Consider the following 23231-nt stretch of genomic DNA (forward strand, 5'->3'; position numbering starts at 1 on the left):
TTTTCGGCTATGTTGCAAATTCGCTCAGCTTCAGTCATATACTGTGGTGTACACTCCTTCGCCTCGTTTATTTGCGCCTTGCCGAAAACCCAATTGCTGTGAATATAGTTACTCTTGCTTCATCAGTTTGGTTAATAAGGCACTTATCTCCTGAATTCGTTCTTCATGGGTTGTACTGTCTAAGATAAATTTTAGCCGAGTTGGTCCTTCCATTTTGTAGCGTTTGGAATGAAGCTGAATCAAATGAATTAATGCTCCTGCATTAATATTGGGAGATTCGAGAAATTCTATTTTGCCATTTTGATCCATGGCATGAAGACGGGCAATTCCTAATTGAGCAGCTAATAATTTAAGTTCAGTTATCGATAACAAATACTTGACTGGTTGAGGCAATACACCGAATCGATCAATCATTTCAATTTGTAACTGGTGTAATTGTAATTTGTCTTTGGCATTGGCAATGCGCTTATACATGATTAATCGCATGTGGATATCCCCAATATACTCTTCAGGAATAATGGCGCTTAAGCGCAGGTCAATTTCTGGGCCTGGATGCATCGGTGCAGACAATTCAGGCGTCTTCCCTTCTTTTAAATCATGGACAGCTTGATCCAGCATTTCCATAAATAAGTTAAATCCGATGGCATGAATATTGCCGCTTTGTTCTTCACCCAGCAATTCACCCGCACCACGTATTTCAAGATCATGGGTCGCCAGGGTAAATCCTGCGCCTAAGTCTTCTAAGGACACAATGGCTTCTAAACGTTTAACAGCATCTGGCGTTAATAGTTTTTCATTGGGGGTTAGCAAATAGGCATAGGCTTGATGATGAGAACGCCCAACCCGGCCACGCAACTGATGCAGCTGTGCTAGTCCGAATTTATCCGCTCTATCAATGATGATGGTATTGGCCGTTGGTATGTCGATGCCTGTTTCAATGATGGTGGTGCAAACCAGAACGTTAAAACGATGATGATAGAAATCCGACATAAGGCGCTCAAGTTCGCGTTCCCGCATTTGGCCATGCGCACTGCGAATGTTTGCTTCTGGCACTAACGTTTGTAAATCCTGGCAAATACGCTCAATGGTTTGTACATTATTATGTAAAAAAAACACTTGTCCGCCACGAAGAATTTCACGCAAAATGGCTTCGCGCAATACGGAATCATTTCTTTCCTGCCAAAAGGTTTTAATAGCCAGCCGTTTGGCGGGCGGTGTGGAGATTAGGGAAATGTCACGAATACCGGCCATGGCCATATTTAAGGTGCGGGGAATGGGGGTTGCAGTCATGGATAGGATATCGACATGCGTACGCAAGGATTTAATATGTTCTTTTTGTTTTACGCCAAAACGATGTTCTTCATCGATGATCAATAAACCAAGATCACGGAATTGGATGTCGCGCTGAAACAGTTTATGAGTGCCAATGACGATGTCGGTTCGTCCATTTTTCAAGGTCTCAATGACTTGTTCTGTTTCTTTGCCACTACGGAAACGGGATAATAATTCAATTTGAACAGGAAATTCGGCAAAACGATCACGAAAGGTTGTAAAATGCTGGCCGGCCAGAAGCGTTGTGGGAACCAGAACGCAGACCTGTTTACCATTTTGTACGGCAATGAAGGCAGCTCTCATGGCCACTTCGGTTTTGCCGAAGCCAACATCCCCGCAAATCAGGCGGTCCATGGGGCGAGAAGAGCTCATGTCTGCAATGATTTGATGAATGGCTTGTTCTTGATCGGTGGTTTCTATAAATGGAAAACCACTGACAAAACGCTGATAGTCGTTTTCGGGCAATTGATACACATACCCAGGTTTTGCTTCTCTTTTAGCATAGAGATCAAGTAATTCGATGGCCACGTCATGAATTTTTTCCGCGGCCTTCTTTTTTCTTTTTGCCATTGATCCGTTCCCAGACGATGCAGCGGGGCATGTTCGCTGTCTGCGCCTGTATAACGACTGATGAGATTTAGTGAGGTAACAGGAACATAAATCTTATCATTACCGGCATAAGCGAGTACCAGAAATTCATTGGTGTTGCCACCGCTTTCAATGAGTTGCAAGCCTTGATATCGTCCTACACCAAACTGTAAATGAACCACTGGTGCTCCTACTCTAAGTTCGGCCAGATCGCGAATGATAAGATCGGGGTCGATGGTTTTTTGCGAGCTTCGTCGCTGAGGGATGCTTTGTTCACCAAATAATTGAGATTCTACGATGATGGAAATGGCAGAATCTATCAACTCGGCGCCATATATCAACGGGCCTGTTATTAAATTAATAGGTGTGTTGTCCTCAATAAAATCAAACCATGACGTCTGGATTTTGGGTATAATATTGCTTTGCTTTAGTAAGTCTAGTAAGACTTCTCGACGGCCTGCACTTTCTACGACCAATAAATGACGGCGGCCACTGTCTGAAATGAAATCAGCCAAGCGCTGCAGAGGCTGTGCGTTTTGACGCTCTATTGGCAAAGAAGGAGCATGGTCTATGTTAAAATTAAAGGCTCCTTTTTTTTCACTTGGGCAGTGTTGAACCTTTAACGAAGAATAATGATTGACGTTGGTGAATAATTCAGTTGGGTTTAAAAAGCAATCGGATGGGTTAAGAATTGGGCGATTAATATCATAACGGCGCTGCTCATATCGAGTATTGACCTCCTGCCAGAATTGTTCAGCTTGTTCAGCTACGGCCTCAATCAAACAGATTGTGGCATCATGAGGTAAATAATCAAAAAATGTGAAAGTTTCTTCAAAAAAAAGAGGTAGATAATATTCAATACCGCTGGGATATTGATGATTACTAACCGCTTCATATACAGGACATTGACTGGGATTTCCTGTAAATCGTTCGCGAAAGGCTCGGCGAAAATGAGTAATGCTTTGTTCGTTTAAAGGAAATTCACGCGCCGGTAACACCTGAATCTGATTTATTTTAGCGATGGTTCGTTGCGTTTCCGGATCAAATTGACGCAAACTGTCTATGACATCATCAAATAATTCGATGCGAAAAGGAGTTTGACTGCCCATCGGATAAATATCAATCATGGCTCCGCGTAGGGCAAATTCGCCATGCTCAAGCACTTTATTGACGCAGTGATAGCCTGCCTGTTGCAGTTGCTGACGAAATAATTCGGTATCCAACGTTTGCTGCTCACGGAGCACTAAAGCGTATTGATTTAAAAACTGTGGTGGACATAAGCGATGCATCAAGGTACTGGCCGCGCTAATGATGATGGCATTGGACGTTTGCTGCAGGCGACTTAGGCAATACAAACGTTCGGAAATAATATCCTCATGAGGAGAAAATTGATCATAAGGCAAGGTTTCCCAATCTGGAAACATTAATAATTCTGGCTCGTGTTCCTTTTTCTCAAGAAAAAAGTCTAGTTCGGCCTGAAGTTGCGTCGCGCTAAGATTATCTGGAGTAATGAGTAATTTTATGCCAGATTGAGCCTGGCTATATTCCGCCAAGATCAAGGGTAAACTGCTGCCATACAGTTGTCCCCAAACTTGCTTCGAACGAAGATTTTCACGAAGTAATATTGATTTAGCCATACCTTACGTCATCACTCATTTTTAGGGGGAGAGTATATCGATTAAATGATTCATCTTGTAGTCTGAGTCGTGTAGAAATAAAATTTAAAGATATTTTTTATATATAATGTGAATTAAGTGCGTAAATATGATACAATGATGATCGCTTATAAGTCACTATGGAACATATTTAATTTATTTTTAATGGACATACAGACATGGGTAAGACGATTGATAAAATACTGTTTCCTAAGAGAGAAGGGTTATCGGGGACTGATAAACCATGTGCTGTAGTTTTAAGCTCTCCTTACGATAGAGTGGGTGATCCTGCGGTACGATTCGGAGGTGTAGTTGATGCGCTTAGTGAGATTGGTTATCGGATTTTAAATAAAAATCAATTGTTTTTTGACATGATTTCGGATGGGGATGATTTCATAAAAAATTTTAGACCCATTTTTCCGAAAGATCGAAAAAAAGGCATCACCCTTTGGTTAGAAGCTCATGGTACACCGGGTTGGCTTTTTGCTGGAGAGCCTTCTTTGGACGCTGAAAGCAAAGCCGTTAATGAATTTGCTAATTTTGTTAAACGGTTGGAAAAAACACTCAATACTTCTGTCATCAATGTGGTATTAAGTTGTTGTTATTCCGGTCTTGAATACGTTAATGATGAAACCGGCCAAATATTTGTTTCACCGGCTCGACAATTAAGTAAATTATTGCCTGACACAGACGTGATAGGATTTATTGGTGTAAATACGAGTGCAAAAATTACTCATGTTTATGAACAACGACCCGATGGGAGTATGCATCCCACGATATTATCCTTACAAGAAGGAGCTGTCTTATTTGCTAACGGCCTGATCCTCGATGCGCCCAAGAAAGCATTATTTTTTGATGATGTAGCCATTCCTCTTGCCATTGCTGAAGCCTCTGGTATCATCCGCGGTGGTGTATTACCGTTTTCTTTTACTAATGACGTAACTCATCATGAATCGGATGCTTTTGAAGACTTTAAAAGTGCAGATGATGAAGAATCAGGCTGTGCAAGCCGGCCATTGGGTACGCAAGGGACGTCGAGCCAGAGGCATCGATTTTTCCCAGCAAAAACTCAGGAAAGAGCCGTTTCAGCACCAATAGCGTGTATGGAAATAGCTTCTGTACCAGATATAGATGAGGCTTCTGTTCCGGCTCTTCCTACAGCATAAAGTTAGAACCCGTCTTATGCGGGACTAAAAGCCTCAGCTCGGCGACTCTGAAGACAGGTCTTAATAGGGGATGGGCCGACTTTGTAATAAATAACTGGCAGCAAATCCAGTTAATAAACCAAATAAATGCCCTTCCCATGAAACGCCTTTTTTACCTGGAAATACGCCTAAAAAAATTCCTGCAAAATAATAAGCACTGATGACGCCTAAGAGGATAGCGGTGAGAGTTCCTTGTTGATAAATATCACTCACCAGCAGAGCCCAATAACCGGTAATGAGGGCACTTGCTCCTATGTGTAATCCAGAATGTCCAAAACACCAAAGTAACAAGCCGCTGCCGATGGTAATAAAGAGGGTAGCTTCAATATAAAAGTTTAAGCCGTTAACCAGCAAGAAGTTACTTAAGACCACCAGAGGAATGGAGTTAAAAAAAAGATGGTTAAAATTGGCATGCAATAGAGGAGCAAAAAAGATTCCGGGAATGCCACGCAAGTGCCGCGGAAAAATACCTAAATACAACAGCCGCCTATCAAGACAGCTGATGAAAAATACCAACCAGAGTATCAGCAGGATCATGGCTAATAGTTTAAAATTCATCTGGGTTTGGGCAATAATCAAATCAAGACTGGCGTTAAGTTGGTCAAGCATTTGCATCATTCACATTATTTTATTCGGGAGAATCACGCTCTTTTTTATAAATAATACCCTCATCCTTCTTTTGCTTTTGATTGCTTTGGTACTGTGGCTATGGTTCGTTCCGGCACAAACAGCAGGGGGTTCACATACGTTTGATTCATGATCATGGACCAATGAAGATGTGGGCCTGTGACCCGGCCGGTCATGCCAACGGTTCCAATGAGTTGCCCCTGTTTGATTTGCTCTCCTTGTTTGACGTCTATTTTTTTTAAATGAGCGTATAAGGAAAATATCCCCATGCCATGATCGATAATGACGGTATTGCCTGTGAAAAAATAATCGCCTGCCTCAACGACTTTGCCTGGACTAATGGCCGTGACCGGGGCGTTTTCAGGTGCTGCAATGTCCAAGCCGGAATGTGGGGCACGTGGTTGTTTATTATAAACCCGTTTGAGTCCAAACTGACTGCTGATTGGGCCATACGCCGGTGGGATGAATCCATGGGCAAAAGGATTACTCTGACTGTATTGGGAAAAAATAGCAGTCAGTTTTTTATTTTCATCTTCAATGCGTTGTTTATCTTCAGCATAAGGATCCACTTTGCGTTGATTATCAATGGTCAGATATTGAGTTTTATAATATTTATCGCTGACGTGAAAAGGAATGTTTGCTTGCATGGGCTTGGTCATATGCAATTGCTGAATGGATTGAATGTTGCTTAATGGCACACCTACGATCATGAGCCATTGATCTGGATTTGGGCTTTTGATGACGGCAACACGATGGTTATCGTAATAGACTTCCGGCTTTTGTTTGATGTCAATAGGGATGATGGTGAGGCCGCCGTTAATGGCATGATTTTCTGGCAATGTGTTAGCTTGACTCAGCGGAAGCCAAATAAAAATAATGGATATCCTGATCAGTATTTTGTAAAAAGAATGCATCAAGTTATTCTCCTTTGCCAATGATTTTGCCTTGTAATGTTCCCTTGGCTAATTGAATGTTTATGACATCACCTTCATGGATGTTTCGACTATCAAATACTATCTTATGATGATGAGTTACAATGGCATAACCTCTGTCGAGTGTAGCCAAAGGGCTGACTGCGTGCAACGTAGCGAGGAGTGTCGTTAGCCGTTGTTTATATTGATGAAGCAGGGTTGCTATTTGATAATTCAGGTTATTTTCCAGGTGATGCAGCTGCTTTCTTGCTTGCTGGAGCAATAAAGCTGGATTGGTTGCGTTTAAGTGGGCCATTGCCAAATGCAGTTGATGGTGTTTTTGGGCCAGGATATGGCGTGCCGCTCGGCCTAATTGACTTTGTAAATAATCGAGTGTTTGCCAGTAGGAGCATACCATGTGTTCTGGCGAGTTTATTTTTTGCAATGCATGTCCAAGGAGCAGATGCTGATGCCGTATATAGCGCTTGATCGCGGCACTCAGTCGTGTTTCTAGGGTAGATAATATAACAAGCAAGTCTTTTTTGTCGGGAGTAACTGCTTCTGCGGCGGCGGTGGGTGTTGGTGCTCTTAAGTCCGCTACAAAATCAGCAATGGTAAAGTCAGTTTCGTGTCCAACACCGGCAACAATAGGAATATGACTGTCAGCAATAGCATAAGCCAGGCGTTCGTCATTAAAGGCCCAAAGATCTTCGATACTGCCGCCACCGCGTGCCAAAATAAGCACATGACAGCGTTTTTCTTGATTGGCTTGCTGGAGGGCTGCAATGAGTTGCTGGGGTGCCTGTTTGCCTTGTACTTCGCTTGGATAAACAATGACGTTGGCGATAGGAAAACGCCGTGCCAGCGTGGTTAATATGTCCCGTAAAGCCGCACCATTAGCAGACGTAATGACTCCAATGACCTGGGGAAAACGTACAATGGCTTTTTTACGAGTAGATTCAAATAAACCAAGGGCGGCCAGTTTAGCTTTCAACCGTTCAAATTGCTGATGCAAATTCCCCTGACCAGCTTCTCTGAATTCTTCAACAATGAGTTGAAAATCACCGCGAGCTTCGTACAAACTCAAGGTTCCTCGTGCAAGGATTTGCTGACCATTTTGCAAGGTGGTGAGTCCATGCGTATGGCGATTGCGAAAATAAACACAGCGTAACTGGGAAAAAGCATCTTTTAAGGAAAATAAAAATGACCAGAAGAAGGTTTGTTTAAATTAGACACTTCTCCTTCTACGGTGACTTCTCCCATTTCATGTTCGAGCAGGGAACGGATGTGGCGGTTTAGCTGAGTCACGGTAAGAATGGGCGTTTGATTGACCATACATGCACTTAAGATACCTATAAGACATCGTATGTTATCAGATGGTTTTTCGTTATTAAACCGCAATAATTTATCTTGTCAGCACTGTTTCATTAAACGGTCGTTATTGCGAACAACATGAATCTAGGCCCAATTTTCAATAGGGTGTCGATCTTGGTTGCTTCACCATCGCCCGAAAAGACAAATTTTTAAACAAATACATGTTCAAAATATAGATGCGTTTGCCCTGGGGCGGTTATGTTTATCTTGTTTCTTAAAAATGACAATGCTATTGTGCAATATTTTGTGTGTATAGTGAGCAAATTATTATCACAATGATTTCTTAATATTTATTTAAGAAAACCTATCTATACTTGCATGTATCAAAATCTATCTTAAGGGCGGTGTCTAATGTACGCAGAAACCTATAAAAAACTCAAAGGAAAATACAATTTTGATAATTTTGAAGTCGCAGCGGAGGTGATTGAGAAATATTTCGGTGATTTATTTCGTTTGAGTGTGGTTGAAAGCGAGTTAGAAAAAGGCCGTACTGACAGCAGTTACATGTTGTTATTTGACCGTTGCATGCGTGAATTGAAAGACTTGTATACGGCTGGTGAAGTAGTAGAAAAGCTGTATGAAGTATTAAATCATGCGGACATGAAAGATCTCATGTTACATCAATTTGTCTTTGTGCCTGAGGCAGGATCGCAACGCTCGGCGCAAGCAGGTTTTTTGGAAAAATTGGCCGTTGGTGATTTAAAGGAAGTGGGCGAGTCATTGACGTTTCTGGATATGAAGCGTTTGGTGAAGGGATTAGAGCATTTAAATGGTCGTACTTTATTTGGTCCTCCACCTCCACGTGTGTCTGTGGCGCATGCTTATCATTTGTCTGCTATGTCTCCTGCAACCATCGCGCAACTTAAAAGGGATAATCAGGCGTTGCTGGTTAATTTTAATCTTAATCCTAAGGGAACGCCTAAATGGGGTGTTGTGGATTTGGTGGGCAATCGTGTTTTTTGTGAAACGCCGTTAACAGAACCGGAAAAACGTGCCCTGAAGGATCATCTTCGCCTGGATGACCCTGAGTTTGTTGGAGGACGTGCCGATGGCTTGGCCTCTACTGGTTACACGGCATTAGCCTGGCTTGATAAAGAAATTACGCATGCCTGGAATTTTGATGTCGATGCTGATTTTACCGTAACACTGAAGGATTTCCTGTTTACGTTATTTGGGGGGGATTCCACAAGCGTCACCTATCGTCTTAAAGATGGGGAGGCGGCGCGGTTTTCTACAGAGGCGTTTCGTCATTTATTGCGTATGGCAAATAATAGATACGGGTACGACGAGACAACCTTAACAGGGGGTACGGTATTTACCCGCAGCGGCTATCTTTCAACATTGGGTAAACTCCGAAGCAGAGACTATACACCGGGGGATTTAACTGCGGTACTTCAGGCATACCAGGAGAATCGTTTATCGTTGGATGATATTGACAGAGACTATTATTCTTCCATGCGCACGCTGGTGATTGGTTTTGATAATACGCTGACAAAACTGGGTCATATTGTTCAAGACAAAGATTCATCCACGCTGACTGTTCCGGCCGTGATTGATTTTGAACGATTAGATGGGGATCATGCTAGATACTGTGCTCCCACCAATACCAATTCGGCTCATCTGCGGGCTCGTTCATCGACTTATGAATATAATCCCACTGGCACAAGAACCCGAGAAGAGAATGTGGCGGTGATGATGGTGTTTGCGTTTATTCGTGCCAAATCGAAAAAACGTTTGCTTACGATTGATTTGCCTGCGCATTTTCAATTAACGGCCGAGGAGCAGCAATTTGTTGTCCGCACGTTATTGCAAAATCCTTTTGTCACCGAGCTTGATGTTGGTGCCAATCGTTCGTTGCAAGCCGTTAAAGAAGCTTTAATTCCAACCCTTGCTCGTAACCGCTGGCTGGCCGCTTGTGGTTATCGGCCGCCATTGATTGATAATTTCTGGAAGCAAGCAGCCAAACATTGGCTCATTCATTTGCATGAACAACCAACCATTTTAGAAGCAAAAGCAGAACATGAATTATTCAAGCGTTGCGTGCTGGAAATGGGTATACAAGGATTAGAACATGCCTTGAAATTCTTGGCCGATCCTTCGCAGCGTGATTTTCTTGACAGCATTTATGGTGCGGATAAACGTGTGTTTTATGCGGCTTGCCCGGCAAGAGACTATGCGGCTTATTTAGGCATGCTGTTAGGGCATTTGCGTGCACACGCTTATTTCCCCTTTAATGAATTGGGAATTGCCTATCAGCCCGGTAACGATCGTCCCTTAATTGAGTTATTAGGAGAAATTAATCGTCTTGAACAGTTTGAGCAAGTTACCTTAACTGATTGTTTAAGAGATAAAAGGGCATGCGGGGAATTTCTCACCCGTTTGATAGAGGTTGCTGATAGAGACAAATGGGTGGGTTTAGTGGTCATTCCTGAATTACAAGACCAGGACAATGTGGATGAGGCAACGCGGCAATTACGCGTATTATACACGCTGTTAAATGATGTGATTTTGCGTAATCGTCATCAGCATGCTTCAGAACAAATATTGGGGCGCATTAATGGCATCGTAGCCGATTATGGGCGTTTGGGACCTCGGGCCGAAGCCATGCCGCATGAAGCACCAGGCGAAGTGGTGGAGGCAGGTGACTTACATGATGTGATTTATGGTGCTATTGGGCGTTTGCCGCATGACTTTCAATTGCCAATAGAAAAAGTGGTGCTGTGCAATTGCAAATGCAAATGCAGCAACAAATCGAACAAGTGCGTCAAGTTCAACAAGAAAAGCAACGCGTGGTTCTGACCACTATTGAGCAGCCTATAGCAGGGGATTTGATTGACTATCGTAACATCGATCGCTTGTTAGGTGATTTTTGGACGGAATACAGTCGTGAAAACCCGGTAGAGGTCAGAGCTGCTACGTTACGCAGGGGCGGGGAATCAGTTTTACAAGGGTTTTTCCATACCTGGATTAATGCAAATCCTGCCATTGAAGCGTCCGAAGCCATTCGCAAAATGACACCGGATGCGGCCAAAGCCTTGTTACGTAAACATACGCGTTTGCCATCCGGACTTAATCCTGAAAATCTGCCAAAGGGATTTTATACCCAGCGCTCCGAAGAAGGTTATCTCATCCTTTGTTATAGTCCAGAGCTTGCCTATATTAATCCGCCTAATGCCTTAACCATTGATCTGGATGTACGTACCCCCATGGCAGAAGCCTGGGAAGGGGATTTTCGTCAATTTAATCTCGGAAAATATCGGGCCGGCGTTGGTCGTCTGGAAGGGGAAGATTGGCTAAATATTGCCTTATTTGCCCAGTTGCAACCGCCTCGAGATTATACGGCTGATTTTGAAGCATTTTATCGTAAGAATAGTGCGCTTTTCCCCAGTACAGGTGGTTTTTTTGGCGTAGGTGGCGGGCTTTCTGCGGCTCATCGTGACAAAATCATTCGTCATTGGCTTGTATTTTTACAAGTATGGCAATACGCAGGTCTCGACGGAGTAAGAGAGTTTTTGGCTAAAGATGAACGGGATTTCCATCTGCCGATTCCTCATGCGTTTGACATTTTATTACAACGTCAGCCGATGGAGTTACGTGATTGGGCTTCTGAGCGATTCCGAGATAATGAGCATTTCTTGCGTGCCTTGGGGCAAGTTTACTATCAATATGGTGATGAAGGGGTTAATAATTTTTTAAGCATGTTGCGTCATGCTGAGATTAATTTAGGCCGTGAGTTTTTAGAGGTATTTGCCGGTGCGGTATTACGTGCCAGCCCGAATTTTAACTGTTTCATTTCTGAACGGTTTTTTACGGCCATGGGCGATATGATGGAAAAACTTAAACCCGTCAGTGCTCGTGGTCAATTACATGCCTGGCAAACGATCCTACAGCTTCATATGGCAGCGGTTGGATGGGAAAATGTTGAAAAACTTTGGCGTGGTTTTGAATATTTTACCGCTGAATTGGCGGACATGGGAATAGAGCTTCGCGGTGATGAATTCGATAGACTGCGTCCGGAAAACATGCTGGTGAGCATGGATAGGATACTTGCAAGTTTAAGGCAAATCCCAAGTCAAGATGACAAGATTCGGTTTATTCAGCAGCTGCATGCATTGGATTTGACTCATGGCGGGGTGCATTATGCTCTGCAACATGAAGGGTTTAAACATTTTGATCGTGAATTGGAGCTGCATGATTTTGAAAAAGGAACACCGACGTATTCCTCGGATTTAGCAGAGCTTTACCGATGGGTTGGGGATATTGCAGCATTAAATATGAAGCGCGCTTTGGCGTCCAAACCTCAGTTTGGTCATCATGATTTTGGCATATTAACTGCGCGTTTGGGCAATGATTCAGTAGCTTCAAAAGATGGCTTAATGTGGCTGTTGCATACACAATACCCAATTGGCGATATTGCCGGCGTTCTCGATGCCGTAGAAGCCCTACCGCCTGATTTTCAGGCGCGCATTGCTCGTCATTTGCATCATGCAGTGTATCGTTTGGGGAATTCAAATCTGGCGATTCGGCTGGAATCCATGCAAGCGTTAGCCGCACAAGGGTTTGATCCCGAATTGCTGGTTCGCCATCCAAACGGCACGTTTCTTGAAGCAGTGACTATTTTACATCAAGCGCGTCGTTGGCAAAGTCCTGATATTGAGCGAATGATGGCTTTGTTTTCCGAAGATATCCATAAGGAAGCAGCGTATCCAGATTACCTTTATACTCAGGGATATAAGCTCGCAACGTTGTTTGGGGTTTATCGCAGTGTGCAATTGCAGCAATTTTATCGGGCAACGGCCGATTTAAAACCGGTGGTACGCCAGGAGTTGAACTTATTAATAACCCAATTGCTTTCCATCGATTATACAACAACCGGTGAACATTTGTCGGCGTTGGTACAGCCAGAGAATTGGCAAGCCTTATTGGATTGCATTCAGGCAATGCAAGGTGATTTGGCGCATACGGCCGAACATCGTATTGCCTTCATTGAACGCTTAAATGCTCAAGGCATTCAGTTTAAATATTCGAAAAGCGGGGCGTTCCGAACGCTTAATAGTCGTGCCGAAGAAGGCCCTGGCGATCTTGGCTTTTTTGTTGACCATGATGCCCGGTTGTGGGAGTTCATGCAAAATCATCTGGTGGTTCCATCTGCCTATGATGCTGCTCATGCAAAAGAAGCGTTATTACCGACTATACGCTTCTTAAAGCGCTTGCAACTTAACCGCACTTACTTAAATGAAATTGAACCACTGCTTGCTTCGCTTGAAACGACAAAAGGTGGCGGTTATTGGAGCGTTGATTATTTTTATGGTTTGTTGCGTGCCTTGCAGCCTGAAAATGATCAGACTTCATTTCCGATTTCATTGTTAAAAGTGATGCTGCAAGAACCAGCCATTGCAGCGAAACCCATTGACAGCGTAGAAAAAGAATTTCCGGCTGTTTTGATCCCTCATATCAAGGCTATTTTGCAAAACACCGAGTTTGATCGTAATCAACAAGCTACGTTGTGTCAGATTGCGCTTCGTGAATATGCATGGAATGGCAGTGTGGCCAAGTTACCGGAGATCATGGCTACGTTATCATCGCCGCTTTATAAAGACAGCCGCGGTTATGCTTTGGAGATATTAGCCAAATCAACGCATTTCAGCGAGTTGGAGTCGCGCTTTGAAAAATGCTGCCGTCTATTACAACATCCTTACGCAACGGATGAAGGGTTTGTCGGTCAATGGACAGACATTAGTGCCCTATGGCTTAAGGCACTCAGTACAAGAAAAAATGAAGAAGATTTATATGACCGGATTGCTTCAGACTTTGTCGATGATGAGGAACGTCAGGCCTTAATTCTTAAAATCATTGCTTACAGCAGTTTACGTCCGGGGTTACGGGATACGGATACTTATCAATATCAATTAAATAAAAAAGCGCCTAAACTTGCTCAGCGTTTGGGTGATATGAGTTTGGACGATCTCAAGCTCTTGGCGCAATGTTATCCACAGGAGCCTGCACCCAGCGCCGAGGATATTTTACATTTAATTAAAAAGCATGAACGGGACGGTCTGGAATGGGCTGCCTGTCTGGATGGGTTTTTACGCACTCCATACCCTGAACCGCGTGCAGACTATGGATTTGTTGCAAGCCTTCGTGATTATGATCTGCAGCGCATGATAGCAGAAACCAAGGTCAGTGGCGATGAGGCTCGCCAGGGATTATCGGCAGAAGACGCTGCACGGTTGACGCTGATATTTTCATATTTGAAACAGCTTGAAAGCGGTGCTCAACGAATTGAGGGCGTTGGTAAACCCATTGGTAAAATGAGCCAGGAAGAATTGGCGATTGCCTATAGAAGGCTGTCAGAAGCGTCTAAACGAGAGCCTGACAACGATGCTTTACGTGCTCAGGTTTGGGCTGTATTGTTTGAAGTGCTGGGTCGCACCACGCGTAAATACCCTCATTTAGCGCAACAGTTTGCATTAATTGCCAATGATGTCTGTGTGAATGCTGATACCCGTGTGTTACAACTCGCAACTGGGGAAGGAAAGAGCCACTTTGTGGCCATGCGGGCTGCTCGTAATGCGGGATTGGGTAAAACCGTTGATGTTTGTACGGCAAAACGAACGCTGGCTGAGCGCGATCTGAAAGATTATCAAAGCTTCTTTGATTATCTTGGATTAACGACGTCCTACATTCACCCGAAATCGTCGCGTGAAACGTACATGGGCAGCCAAATTCACTATACCACCACCGGGGATTTATCCCTCTTTTTGGATGAGCAAAGTTATCGCGGTACCCCCATTGTTATCCCACGGGATCAACGTGTAGGTCTGTTTGATGAGTTTGACTTTATTCGTTTTGAAGAAGGTAGAAAGACAGAATACAACTACGCGCAACCGACCGGTAAAACGCCAAAGCAAATGACTTGGTTTTATCAAGCGGTTAATGCGTTTTACAAGGCAAATCAGGAAGATTTGGTTGCAGGTATTAATAGAGACAAATTGCAGCAATTTGCTGATTTCCTTTTGCGTGAGACTCATGAAAATGAAGAGCGGCAAAACCTGGTACGTCAAATGGCACGTGACCCATTGCAACTAGCGCAATGGCTGCAATCGGCGCATGAAGCGCATGAGCTTGTCTGGGGTATTGGATTTACCGTACGCGATGTCACCATTGAAATTGGCGATGAATCTTATCCAATGCGGGAAATCATTCCATTGTCTGCCGATAATCAGCCGATGGTTGGTTCTACCTTCAGTGCGGGTGTTCATCAATTGCTGGCAGTGCGCTTAAATACAGAAGCAAAAGCCCTGCCGGCAGACGCCGATCCAAGAAAGAAAGCGCAAAACTTCCATATTCATGCGGAAAGTCATATTGTCAGCTCGCAAGTCGCGGCTGAGCGTATGCGGCAATTGTGGGGGAGCTGGGAAGGTTTTTCAGGAACAATTTCGGCCGCACAGGCAACGACGTTATATAGGGAACGTGGTACGCAAGTATTGCATGTGCCAACTAATCAACGCGATTTGCGTTTCTGGCATAAGCCCGAATTTTTTGCCAGTGATTTAGCAAGAGAGGAAGAGGCAAGAGCGCAAGCCGAAGAAAGGCGCATGGAAGCGGTGGTCAAACAAATACGGCTATGCCTTAAAAATAAACAGTCAATGTTGTTTTCTTGCCGCAATGATGCGCATGTTAAAGAGCTGGAAGCGTTATTGCGAGCTCGCTTAACACCGGATGAGCTTGAGCAGTTCCTGTTTTATACCAATGAAGATGAGCGAACGCCTGCGCAAGTCCTGGAAGAAAAACAAACTCAGGAAGCCTGGCGTGGCGGTAAAAAACAAAGAGCCATGGCTCTGGTGGCGTCAGGGTTTGGACGCGGTGATAACGTCGGAGTTGAAGCGGTCTTTTTATTTGATGTCAACGATAACAATGACAAACTGCAAAAAGGTGGGCGTACGGCTCGCAATGGAGAAGAAGGTGAAGTCTTCCAGTTTTATCTGGCGCGCGATCTGGAGACAGAAGAAGCACGCCTTTGGCAAATTATTGAAGCGGTTGCCCCAGATGCCCGTGAGGAAATCAGAGATAAATTTATCGCTGGCGGATTACTGGAAGATGGAGCAGACGACGAAACAGATCATGGTTCTGAAGCTGAGGACGATGCTGAAATAGCGCTTAGCCCGGAAGAGCAACGGTTTGAACGGGTGATGCATTTACGTGAGTACATCTTCAGTTTACAAAATGCTCCTAATCAAGGTTATCGCAGTGCGATTGCGCAGTTATCGTCTTGGGCCATGACACTGTTAGGTCAGGTAGACGATGCGGATGCGCGGCAAGAATTGACAACGTTTTTCAGTTTTCATCTTAAAGAATTGGAGAAAATCTGGATTGAAATTTCAGGATCTGACCGGTCCATTGATGAAAAAATTGTTGCCATAAAAGACATCATCGCAACACGTACGATCCCTGAGTTTGTTGAACGCTATCATGAAAAAACCGAACGAGACGTTGAGCCCTATCGATTTGAACCGCATACGCCAGTGCAAATTGATCTGGTGGTTTCTCCTCCACCGGCAAAACCTACGGAAAAAGATAAGCTGATTGCAGCGATTTGCAGCGTCATGACCCGTTTACGGGACTGGGATTTAACGGATGCAAAAACCGCTGAAATTCCTGAAAAAATTCAATCATTGGCAGAACATGAAGATGAAAGGCATTTGCGTAAATTTGCCCAAGATGTTGCAGCCTGTCCTTCTGCACAAGAATTTATAAACATCTTACGGATTAATTATCGGCAGATGCAGCATCCGTCTACTGCCTGGGAAGCTGCTTTGGAGGCGTCTGAGTTGAGCATTGAGGCAGACGAGTTCCTGGAGGGGGTTGAGGAACGCCTTAAACTTGAATTTGCCGGACTTTTGGGTAAATTGCTTCCGGAATTGCAAGAAGGCATCATCAACACGTTAAGCAAAAGTGCTCTTGAGGAACGCGACACTCGCATTCACCAAGCCTTACCCATATTACGCTATCTTGCCCGCTTTAATGAAGAAGAACAGGATAAGTGGGGTGTAGAATATGTTGAGTATATAGCGACTATTCAGCGTGAGATTCCGGAAGCAATATTGCATGCTTATCTTGGCGAAAGTCGTCCGATGAGTTATCGCGATTTTATTGCCCTGTGGGGATTAGCAAAATCGGTGGATTATGAGGACTGCCCTTTACCGATGATGTTAAGTCAATTGGAGCAGTCACTAAAAGGCGATTCTGAGCACCGTCTGCGCACCTTGCTGGATTGGCAGCTGTTATCCGCTGGGATGAAACAGCAAGACGCTGCAGCATTTTTGATGGATTTTAGTCGCGCAATGCAGCAATTCACGGAAGGAAAAGATTGGGATATTTTTGCTTCGCTCGTTAAAAAACAAAAGCCTGGTGGAATGTAACGGAAGGTGAGCATCAACCGGCTTTATACGCTCTTTGGCAGGGTCTTGGCTCTTATAGTGAGCACCTGCCTGAAACCAATGAGTTTATGCGTTGGAGCATGGGATTGGGTGGTAAATCCTGGTACCAGATTTTAAATCTTGGCTTGCAATCACCGCTTACGCCTGCGCGATTGAATGAGCATACTGAACAGTTCCGCCAGTTCTGGCAGCATCTGGATTCATTCGACATGAAGAAAACGGAAAAAACAGCGCAGTTTGATGAGTGTTGTCAGGGAATAGCAAACGCTTATCAGTTAATTGCCCTAAAATATCCTGAAGCAGACCGAGAAAGGTTAAAAACGCAATTGTTAAGCTTGGATGGTGCGCGAATCAGGCTGTTGACGCAATTCGTCAATGAAAATCTTGAAAATTTACAACAGTTTCCTCAAGTGTTTGCAACGCTGCTTGACCATTGTGCCGATGAAGCGATTTCAATAGAGCGTCTGCAGCCATTTGCTGAGGTATTGAAAATGGCCATGGACCATCAAGGGGACTATTCTGATACGCTTGATGACTTACTGGCGAACTTTGCTCGTGTCCGTCCCGCATTATTTGGTCTGGAGGATGAACGGTTCGAACGTATGATGGCGTTGACTCAGGATAATCTTGCGAGATTCTTGCAATATCCACAAGCGCATCAACTCTTGTTACGTGGCATAACCAATCCGGATCTACCTTTGCCACGCTTTGACCGCTTAAGCTCTTTAATCGTAAACCATGCCTTGCCTTTACAAGGGATACATCCTGGTACGGTTCAAGCACTTTCAACAAGACTTGAGCATGCAATGCCACAACTTATTGCGCTCGATGAGGAGATATTTAACCTGGTGATGGATTCCAGTGAGCGTCGCATGGCATCCGTTTTAGATTATCCAGCCGTGCATGATGCATTGTTAAACTATGCGTTTGATGAAGATCGAACACTAGAATCCATTAGAACGCTGGATTTTATTTTAAATCATGCGGTGAATATAAAAAGAGCGCATGCAAAAATCAGTATGGAGCACTTGCTTACCGGCGTGGAGCGTTTCCGAGATAAAGACGAATCGGTATTAGCGGAGGAGTTACGGTTGTTGCAAGCATCTGATGATTCGCCACATCCTTTATTTGATAATGCGGCAGAAACACTGGCGCATGCCATTCCACGAGCATCAAACGCGCAAGTGCGAGAAGTGATGGCGTCTTTTTATCAGGCTGCCAAAGACACGGAAGGCCAGGCGGATGCGATGCTAAATCATCCTGAGGTTCGTGAACTCTTTACGTTTTCGCCCCATGAATCGGACGTTATACGTGATAAACGCATCATTTGGATGCACTTGTTGCATAATCAAGTGTTTGTCATGGAAGGCGTTGGTTCAGCCGATAAGCATCCTTACGTTTGGGATCATGCGCATAATGACGCATTAGCGCGTGCTGGTTTTGAACAATACACACTCCATATGAGGACTGTGATGGAGGAAGGACGGGTTGCGACGGATGTCAATCATACACGCGATCTGACGGTTGAACAGCAGCGACAATTGTTACAACTCACCAGTGAATTTGAAGTGATTGGAACGAGATTGCCGGAAGCTCGAAGAGCGCCTGACACCCAATGGGGTGATTTGTCAGCCAAATTGCATCATTTAGTTGGCCAATATCAAGCCACTTGGTTTAAATCCATTGATCGTCGAGTCATTGCCAATCAGTTGACGGAACAGGTTGATCGCATCATGGAGACTGCTGAGGGTAACAGGTTGCCAGTAAGTCGGTATCAGCTGGTATTGGCGGCGATTCATCAGGCCAAGATGCAAATCATTGACTACGATATAGAGCGAAATAATTCGCGCTGGAGCTGGTTTAAATTCAATCGTAGTGGTCAAAGCCGGCTGTATAATACCATCAATCAGATGCAAGATGAGGTATTACGTCACTGGAGCCAGGACATTGGTGATGTTCGCGCTTTGCAAAGTTATGAGGCCTATAACCGGCAGGAATTTATCGATTTAACCAAATGCTTGCAAAAAGCGGTCAAGGCGCACTGGGAGGAAACGCGTTATGTGTCTTACGATGACCGATACAATGGTTTCTCAAGACGCATTGGCAATTTCTTTACCCGGCAAGAAACCAAGAGTTCGTTCGAGCGATTAATGCACGCCGTTGATACTTTTGCTGCCGCTCATCCTGGTGATGATGGGGGTTTTCCACCTCATGTCAGCGAAATATCTGCTTATGAAGTTGAAGGATTATTGGCAGAACTGCGCCGGGATTTGCCGAGAATGCCTGGACATATTGTCACCTTGGCAAAAGAAGTATTGGCACGTGGTGATTCTTTGGCAACACATTTGCGGCAACAAAGAAGCTATGATGAAGTAAGAGACGCAGCGGCGCTACGAGGCCCTGCAGTTGGTTTTGGCGCTGAAGAGTAAAGCGGTCTTATTCTATTCTAAATATCTCCTGTAGCCCGGCTGTAAACAGCCGGGTTTTAGCTTGTATGATTAGACTTTGAAGACAGTTTATTTGCATTATTTTGAAAATCCCCTCCTTTCCTTTTCTCTGTACACGAGAAAAAATCTGTCATATACAAGATTTCCTGTTGCACATCACTGGCAATTCCAAATGAATTTAGGCACAATAGTTGGGCGTTTTGCATTAGACCTCAAGAGGTCTATTATGATTCTTAGAGCTTGGCTGCTCTTACGGAAGATAAAGGGGATAACTTATGAAACTGAAACTGGTCGCTGCAGCGGTCATGGGACTGGCTATGTCAACGGCAATGGCTGCAACGGATGCTTCATCATTAACTACGGACACAGACAAGCTGTCTTACAGTATTGGTATTGATCTTGGCAAAAATTTTAAACGGCAAGGCATTGAAATCAACCCGCAAGCAATGGTTCAAGGGTTGCAAGATGGTATCAGTGGCAATAAGCAACAATTGACTGAAGAACAAATGAAAGATGTTCTCACTAAATTTCAACGTGATCTGATGACGAAGCGTACGGCTGAATATAATAAAAAAGCAGAAGACAATAAAAAGAAAGGCGAAGAATTTCTGGAGCAAAATAAATCCAAAGAAGGGGTAGTGACCTTACCCAGTGGATTACAATATAAAATTCTTAAAGCAGGGGATGGCCAAAAACCTGTAAAAGAAGATACCGTGACAGTGGAGTATACTGGTCGGTTGATTAATGGTGAAGTATTTGACAGTACGGAAAAAAATGGAAAACCAGCCAGTTTTAAACTGTCTCAAGTCATTCCAGGCTGGACTGAAGCACTGCAATTAATGCCGGCTGGCTCCGTTTGGGAAGTGTATGTTCCCTCTGACCTGGCATATGGTTCACGCAGTGTTGGCGGACCCATTGGACCAAATGAAACGTTGATTTTTAAAATTCATTTGATTTCAGTGAAAAAAAGTGACGCTTAAGTCATAGCGTTTCCATTCTTTATTAAAGAGGGGTAGGGTTGTAATTCCTTATCCCTTTTTAAAAAAGGAAATGATGTTGTTATTCACATGCGCAAACGCCTCTTCATTGTTTTCATTTTAGGTTTTTCTTCCGGGCTTCCATTGTCATTGGTTAGTAGCACGCTGCAAGCCTGGTTTGCTGAAACTGGGATGTCGGTGCTGGCTACCGGCATGCTCAGTTTGCTTGGCCTTCCTTATGTGTATCGGGTTCTTTGGGGGCCTATTTTAGATCGATATTCACTAGGGTCGTTGGGTAAACGACGAAGCTGGATATTGAGCATGCAAGTGGTTTTGTTAATCGGATTTAATCTCATGGCGTGGCTTACTCCTACCAGCTCGCCAATGCTCATGGCTTTCCTGGCTTTTCTCATGGCTTGCAGTTCTGCCACTCAAGACATGGCCATCGAAGCGCATCGTACGGAATATTTATCGATAGAAGAACATGGTTTGGGCGCTTCTTTTGCTGTTTTTGGCTATCGGCTTGCCTTATTACTCTCTGGAGGTTTGGCGCTTATTATCGCGCATTTTGCTGGTTGGGCGACCACTTATCGTTTGATGGGCTTCCTTATGGTTTTGGGCATGTTGGCGACCTTATATAGCCCCGAGCCATCCATACCTGATCATCGCCAATCGCATGTTGTTGATTCTTTTATTGCCCCAGTAAAAGAGTTAATGGCCCGTCCTGGAATGATTGCGTTTTTTTATTTATTATTTTTTATAAATTGGGTGAAGCGTTTACCACGACCACCAGCGGCATCGTGATGCCTTTCTTAATCCAGGGAGTAGGATTTTCTTTGGATACGATTGGCTACGTTAATAAAATTGCTGGGGTGGGTGCTGTTTTATTGGGTGGCCTGGTTGCCGGTCTTTTTTTGCTGCGTTGGTCGCTTTATCAAGCGTTGTTGGTGTTTGGCTTGTTACAAGCCATGACCAACGTATTATTTGTGTGGTTAGCTATGGTCGGGAAAAACATGCCTTTGTTCGTCATGGCGGTTGTGTTTGACAATTTTGCTGCCGGCATGGGATCAACCGCCTTGGTTGCTTTATTTATGCGTATTGTCAATCGCCGCTTTACTGCAACTCAGTTTTCAATTCTGGCGGCATTATCAACCATCCCAAGAATTTTTTCAGGCCCATTTGCGGCTTCCTTGCAATCCTGGATAGGGTGGGTTGGTTTATATCAAATATCCGTCATCCTGGCTTTAGGTTTCTTGCCGTTTCTTTTTAGGGTACGTGGTCTTATCTTAAATTCAGATAAAGCAAGTCAGGAAGACCTATCCAATCAAGAAAGCGAATTTGAAAATCCTCTTCATTTAGCTGAACGTTCGCTAAAATGAGGCTCTACACCAATTAAGGGGGCACTTTAATCAAATTAGTCTAGACTAAGTCCTTGATTTAGCGATCAAAAGGAGATTAAAGTGCCTAAGAACAATCTTATCCTAAATTTACCTGGATTTTCCATATTAAAAGTGAGTGGGTATCAACCCTTATTATTAGATGTAACTTATAACCGATTAGCTCGGTGTAGTCATTGCCAAAGTAAGCAGGTTCGCAAGAAATCATCGTATGTAAGAACAGTACACCATGAGTTAATAGGGCATCGTCGAAGTGTATTGAGGTTTAAAGCGTATAAGCTTTATTGTCATACTTGTTGTCGCTATGGTAATCAACAGTTTCCCGGTATCAATAAACATCAACGTGCTACTTGGCGAGCTCAAGCTGCAGTGTTTCATGAGCATAGCCGCGGGGTATCGCAAAAAGATTTATCAGAGCGTTATAAGAAAGGAAAAGCGACCATAGAGCGCTGGTATCAGCGGCATTATGAAGAGCAACATCGAGAATTAATCAATAAACCATGTCCTGTGGTACTGGGTATTGATGAACATTTTTTCAGTAAGAAAGAAGGGTTTGCAACTACTTTTTGTGACCTAAGAAAACATAAGATATTTGATGTGGTTCGTGGCCGTCGTGAGCAAGAATTAAAAGAATATCTCCAGCAATTACCTGGAAAAGAACGTGTCAAAGTGATTTGTATGGACTTGAGCAGTACATACCGTTCCTTAGTAAAGAAGTACTTTCCTAATGCTATGATAGTGGCTGATAGGTTTCATGTAATCCGTTTAATTCAACATCAGTGTATGATGACCTGTCGAGAACTCTCCACTGAAATTAAAAACAATAGAGGTATCTTAGCCTTATTAAGAACAAGACCTGATAACTTAAGTGATGAGAAGAAAGTCAAAAGAGATGCGTTTTTCACTGAAAATCCTGCAATAGAGGCTATATATCAATTTCAGCAACAACTGCACTCACTATTAATGAAAAGGGCGCTAACACAGCATGAGTGCCGTAAAGTAATACCTACTTTCTTAGAAATGTTGGCTGAGTTAAAGCAAAGTGGTTTTAAAGCATTAGCATCATTAGGTAAAACACTTTGGGCTTGGAAAGATGAAGTGGCCAGAATGTGGCGATTTAGTAAGTCAAATGGAATAACAGAAGGCTTTCATCGCAAAATGAAACTCATTCAGCGAAGAGCTTATGGTTTTAGAAATTTTGAAAATTATAGAGTACGTGTTAAGGTCCTCTGCGGGTGATTAAAGCTGCCCCCTTAAATGGGAAAGAGCCTAAAATGA

At 43.7% G+C, this 23231-nt stretch carries 8 protein-coding genes and 3 pseudogenes; 7 read left to right on the forward strand and 4 right to left on the reverse strand.

Annotated features, from left to right (window positions below):
• Nucleotides 1-108: 108 nt before the first annotated feature.
• A pseudogene (mfd, locus tag LOA_RS05295) lies at nt 109-3557 on the reverse strand (transcription-repair coupling factor).
• Between the two features lie 197 nt (nt 3558-3754).
• Here mfd and LOA_RS05300 point away from each other — a divergent pair.
• Entirely contained in the window at nt 3755-4741 is a 987-nt protein-coding gene (locus tag LOA_RS05300; protein WP_025385452.1) for a hypothetical protein, read from the forward strand.
• Nucleotides 4742-4801: 60 nt separating this feature from the next.
• Here LOA_RS05300 and LOA_RS05305 read toward each other — a convergent pair whose 3' ends face one another.
• The 3 genes and pseudogenes from LOA_RS05305 to xseA all read right to left on the reverse strand — a co-directional run bounded on the left by LOA_RS05305 (nt 4802) and on the right by xseA (nt 7653).
• Nucleotides 4802-5389 carry a rhomboid family intramembrane serine protease gene (locus LOA_RS05305; RefSeq protein ID WP_025385453.1) on the reverse strand — a complete coding sequence of 196 codons (588 nt, stop codon included), beginning with the start codon at nt 5387-5389 and terminating at the stop codon, nt 4802-4804.
• A 59-nt stretch (nt 5390-5448) separates the two neighbouring features.
• Entirely contained in the window at nt 5449-6321 is an 873-nt protein-coding gene (locus LOA_RS05310) for a peptidoglycan DD-metalloendopeptidase family protein (RefSeq protein ID WP_025385454.1), read from the reverse strand.
• A gap of 4 nt (nt 6322-6325) precedes the next feature.
• Nucleotides 6326-7653 (reverse strand): annotated as a pseudogene (xseA, locus tag LOA_RS05315) (exodeoxyribonuclease VII large subunit).
• Between the two features lie 390 nt (nt 7654-8043).
• On the opposite strand from xseA, the gene LOA_RS05320 reads away from it, so the two are divergent.
• From LOA_RS05320 to LOA_RS05345, 6 genes and pseudogenes are all read left to right on the forward strand, one after another.
• On the forward strand, nt 8044-10491 hold the full coding sequence (locus tag LOA_RS05320; protein WP_025385455.1) for a hypothetical protein: 2448 nt from the start codon (nt 8044-8046) through the stop codon (nt 10489-10491).
• Nucleotides 10431-17114 carry a hypothetical protein gene (locus tag LOA_RS05325; RefSeq protein ID WP_158423022.1) on the forward strand — a complete coding sequence of 2228 codons (6684 nt, stop codon included), beginning with the start codon at nt 10431-10433 and terminating at the stop codon, nt 17112-17114. The genes LOA_RS05320 and LOA_RS05325 overlap by 61 nt, the downstream gene beginning before the upstream one ends.
• Before the next feature lie 86 nt (nt 17115-17200).
• Complete coding sequence (locus tag LOA_RS05330; protein WP_148294871.1) at nt 17201-19561, forward strand: hypothetical protein; 2361 nt, start codon at nt 17201-17203, stop codon at nt 19559-19561.
• A gap of 293 nt (nt 19562-19854) precedes the next feature.
• Complete coding sequence (locus LOA_RS05335) at nt 19855-20559, forward strand: BamJ family beta-barrel-assembly machinery protein (RefSeq protein ID WP_025385458.1); 705 nt, start codon at nt 19855-19857, stop codon at nt 20557-20559.
• 87 nt (nt 20560-20646) lie between these two features.
• A pseudogene (locus LOA_RS05340) lies at nt 20647-21935 on the forward strand (AmpG family muropeptide MFS transporter).
• An 81-nt stretch (nt 21936-22016) separates the two neighbouring features.
• On the forward strand, nt 22017-23192 hold the full coding sequence (locus LOA_RS05345) for an ISL3 family transposase (RefSeq protein WP_025384767.1): 1176 nt from the start codon (nt 22017-22019) through the stop codon (nt 23190-23192).
• The last annotated feature ends 39 nt before the right edge of the window (nt 23193-23231 follow it).

Origin of the sequence: Legionella oakridgensis ATCC 33761 = DSM 21215, assembly GCF_000512355.1 — a bacterium.
Classification (GTDB): domain Bacteria; phylum Pseudomonadota; class Gammaproteobacteria; order Legionellales; family Legionellaceae; genus Legionella_A; species Legionella_A oakridgensis.